This is a genomic window from Streptomyces sp. PU-14G (assembly GCF_041028275.1).
In the GTDB taxonomy this organism is placed as follows: Bacteria; Actinomycetota; Actinomycetes; order Streptomycetales; family Streptomycetaceae; genus Streptomyces.
Map to the genome: position 1 here is coordinate 1 of NZ_JASKYT010000531.1, position 3,837 is coordinate 3,837.

Consider the following 3,837-nt stretch of genomic DNA (forward strand, 5'->3'; position numbering starts at 1 on the left):
GACCGCCCCCGCCGGGTCCGATCCCGGCCCTGCCCCCGGACCCGCCGGATGCGGTCCGGGCAGACCCGGCTCGGCGGTGGGCAGCGGGGCGCGGTCGTCGAGGCCGACGATCCGGGTGTCCCGCGAACCGCACACCTCCAGGCGGACGTCGTAGCCCGCACCGTTGTAGCGGGTGGCGGTGACGGTGGCGAGGGTGTCGTCGTCGAAGCGGAGCAGCGCCGCGCTGGTGTCCACGTCGTCGCCCGCGGCGAAGAAGTCCTCGCCCCTGTTGGCGCCCGCCGCGAAGACGGAGACGACCTCGCGGCCCGTGACCCAGCGCAGGATGTCGAAGTCGTGGATGCCGCAGTCCCGGAACAGGCCGCCGGAGGTGGGAATGTAGGAGGCGGGGGGCGGCGCCATGTCGCTGGTGCAGGCCCGCAGCGTGTGCACCCAGCCCAACTCGCCCGCCCGCAGCGCCTGTCGGGCGGCCCGGTAGCCGGCGTCGAAGCGGCGCTGGAAACCGATCTGCACGGGAACGGTGCCGGACTCGGCCCGCTCGACGACGGCGACGGTGCCCGGCACGTCCGGCGCGACGGGTTTCTCGCAGAACACCGGCACACCGTGGTCGAGGGCCTGGTGGATCAGCGTCGCGTGGGCGCTCGTGGCGGCGGTGATGACCACACCGTCCAGCCCCTCGGCGTACAGCTCCTCGAGAGAGCCCGCGGCCTCCACCTCCAGCGAGGCGGCCAGCGTCTGCGCGCGGCCGGCGTCCACGTCGGCGACCGTGACGCGGTCCACCCCCGCGAGAGACCTGAGAGTCGCCGCGTGGAAGGCCCCGATGCGTCCGGTGCCGATGAGGCCGAGCTTCATGTCAGGTCAGTCCTTGGGTCGACGGCGACAACGGTGACAGCGGTGACAGCGGTGACAACGTGACAACAGTGAACAGTGACAACGGCGCCGGGCACGGTGGTGAGCGGTGTACGGACGCAGGTGTCAGGCCGGTCAGGCTCCGCAGGAGCGCAGGAAGCGGCGCGTGCGGTCGGCGATGGGGAAGGGCTGGTCCGCGGGGCAGGGGTACATGTCCTGCTCGACGATGGCGAACAGGTCGACCCCCAGCTCCTGCGCCGCGTGCAGCACGGGCGGCAGCTCGGGCACACCTCGCGGTGGCTCGCACATCACGCCCTGCCGCACGGCCGGTCCGAAGGGCGTGCCGTGGGCGTGGACGTCCTCCAGGACGCGCGGGTCGACCTGCTTGAGGTGCAGATAGCCGATGCGCTCCCCGTAGGTCCTGATGAGCTTGACGCTGTCGCCACCGCAGTAGGCGTAGTGGCCGGTGTCCAGGCAGAGCCGGACCAGGTCGGGGTCCGTGGCGTCCAGGAGCCGGGTGACGTTCTCCTCGGTGTCGATGTGGGTGTCGGCATGCGGGTGCACGACGATGCCGAGGCCGTACTCCTCGCGGACCTGCCGGGCCAGCCGTTCCATGCCGGTGGCCTGGTGGCGCCACTGCTCGGCGGTCAGCTCGCGCGGCTCCAGCTCCCGCGCGGTCTTGTCGTCCCGCCAGAAGGAGGGGATGACGACGAGGTGGGTGGCGTCCATCGCGCGGGCGAGCGCGGCCACCTGCGCGACGTGCGCCCAGGTGGCGTCCCAGACGGCCGGACCGTGGTGCAGCGAGGTGAAGACCGTACCCGCGGAGACCCGCAGGCCGCGCCGGGCGGTCTCCTCGCGCAGGACCTCCGGATCGGTCGGCAGGTAGCCGTACGGACCCAGCTCGATCCACTCGTATCCGGCCTCGGCGACCTCGTCCAGGAAACGCTGCCAGTGGACCTGTTGGTCGTCCTCGGGGAACCAGACGCCCCAGGAGTCGGGCGCGGATCCGACGCGGAGCCGGTCGAGAACGGGGGCGCCCGTACGCGGTGCGGACATGGCTGGGGCTCTCCTCCCCCCGGTCCGCGGCGACCGGGCAGTTGCGGCGTCGACGATGTCGTCGGCTCAGCCTGCGGCGCCGCGACGAGCACTGTCAAGGCTTCGTCCTGACATAAGGACTTAAGGACTTTGTCGAAAGCGTGTGCGGCGGCGGATCCACTCGGGAAGGGTGGGAGGAGAAGCGCGCAGGACAAGGCACCACGGCACGGAGCAGCCGCAACCGGCGGCGCGCACATGTCAGTAGGAAGGGTGTGCCGGGCACGGGGGCACAGGGGGTACGAGGTGGCTTGCAGCGCGGCGAACGGGTACGGAGCAAACCAGGGCCCGGGCGATGCGGGGCAAACCAGGGCCCGTGCGGTGTGGGGCCCGATCGTGCGGGTTCAAGAGGGGCGTCGGGCGGGCGTCGGGTGTCGCGGGGGCCGGGGGCGGTTGCGCGGTGCCGAGTGCGGTCCGCTGTGCCCGGCCGGTGCCACGGTGGCCGCTTGCCGTCACGCCGACGAGGCGAACCGCAGCGGGTCGTACGGACCCGTGTCGATGCCCGCTTCACGGCCGAGAGCCAGCCGGGCGGCGACAGCGCCCGCGAACGGCCCGGCCGTCAGCCCTCCCGAGCCCAGCCCGTTGACGACGACCAGTTCCGGCGTTCCGGGAACCGACCCCAGCACCGGCTGTCCGTCCGGGGTCGTCGGCCGGAAGCCCACCCGGGTCTCCAGGTGGGTGGCCCGGGCGAGTCCCGGCGCCACCGCCAGTGCCTCTCCCAGCACCTCGGCGAGACCGGAAGCGGTGACACGGTGGTCGAAGCCGGTGCCGCTCTCCCGGGTGGCGCCGACGACGACACGCGAGTCGTCGAAGGTCAGCAGGTAGTGTCCGGTGCGCGGCAGGACGACGGGCCAGTGCGCGGTCTCGGTGCCGGACAGCCCCAGGTGGACGATCTGGCCACGCTGCGGCACGACGGGCACGCGCACCCCGAGAGGCTCCAGCAGCGCGGGCGACCAGGCGCCCGCCGCGGCCACCACGGCGTCCGCTTCCAGCACTTCGCCGTCCACCCGCACTCCCCGCACCCGGGCGCCGCGGACCTCGACGGCCGCGGTACCGCCGACGACGCGCAGCCCGTGCCGCTCGGCCGCCGCTACCAGCGCGCTCCGCAACCGACGGCCGTCGAGCCGCGCCGCGCCGGCGATGTGCAGGACCTCTTCCCCCCAGGTGTGGCCGCGTTCTCCACCCCCGAGGCCGCGCCCCGCGGGCCGGTCCTCGTGTGTCCGTGCGGGGGCGAGGGCGGGGAACATCCGGTGGGCGTCCGACGCGGCCACCGCACTGACCTCGCCCGCGTGCGGGTCCGCCGCGGCGCGAGCCGCCACCCTCTCGCGCACCTGGGCGGCTTCGGTGCCGTCCGCCGGCAGCAGGACGAGCGCGCCGACCCGGCGGTAGCCGACATCGTCCTGCCCGTCCTCGGCGAGAGCTTTGAGCAGGTCCGGATAGTACCCGGCGCCGGCCACGGCGAGCGGCTCCTCCACACGCCCCGACCACGGGCAGATGATGCCGGCGCCCGCCGCCGTGGCACGCCCCTCGTGCGCCGCGTCCACCAGCACGGTCTCGGCGCCCGCGCGCGCCAGTTCGTAGGCGGCAGCCGCACCGACGATCCCCGCTCCGACGACGACGATCCGCACGCTGCCTCCTCCGCTCGGCCCTGCTGGAGCCCAGCTCACCACCCTGCCCGAACACCCGTCAACGCCCCCTCGCCGCACGGTTCCCGCCGTCCGGCCGCGACGGACGCCACCACCCACAGCGGGCCCCACGGTGGGGCCCCGCCCACAGCGGGCCCCCWCCACGCGTCGTCCTCCCGCGCCGACGAGTGGCGGGTCCGTCACTCGTTCCGGGACGGTGGCCGGTCGAGCGCGCGCAGCACAGCGGCGGCGGCGAGTTGCAGCGCGGCCACGC

The 3,837-nt window shown here is 74.1% G+C and carries 3 protein-coding genes; all 3 read right to left on the reverse strand.

Annotation, left to right across the window (positions count from 1 at the left end):
- The coding region (locus AB8Z75_RS32885; RefSeq protein WP_369208470.1) for a Gfo/Idh/MocA family oxidoreductase at positions 1–849 on the reverse strand (849 nt) is incomplete at its 3' end.
- Between the two features lie 132 nt (positions 850–981).
- Positions 982–1,902, reverse strand: coding sequence for a sugar phosphate isomerase/epimerase family protein (locus tag AB8Z75_RS32890; protein ID WP_369208471.1), 921 nt, complete (start codon positions 1,900–1,902; stop codon positions 982–984).
- 488 nt (positions 1,903–2,390) lie between these two features.
- On the reverse strand, positions 2,391–3,566 hold the full coding sequence (locus AB8Z75_RS32895) for an NAD(P)/FAD-dependent oxidoreductase (protein WP_369208473.1): 1,176 nt from the start codon (positions 3,564–3,566) through the stop codon (positions 2,391–2,393).
- Positions 3,567–3,837: the final 271 nt, after the last annotated feature.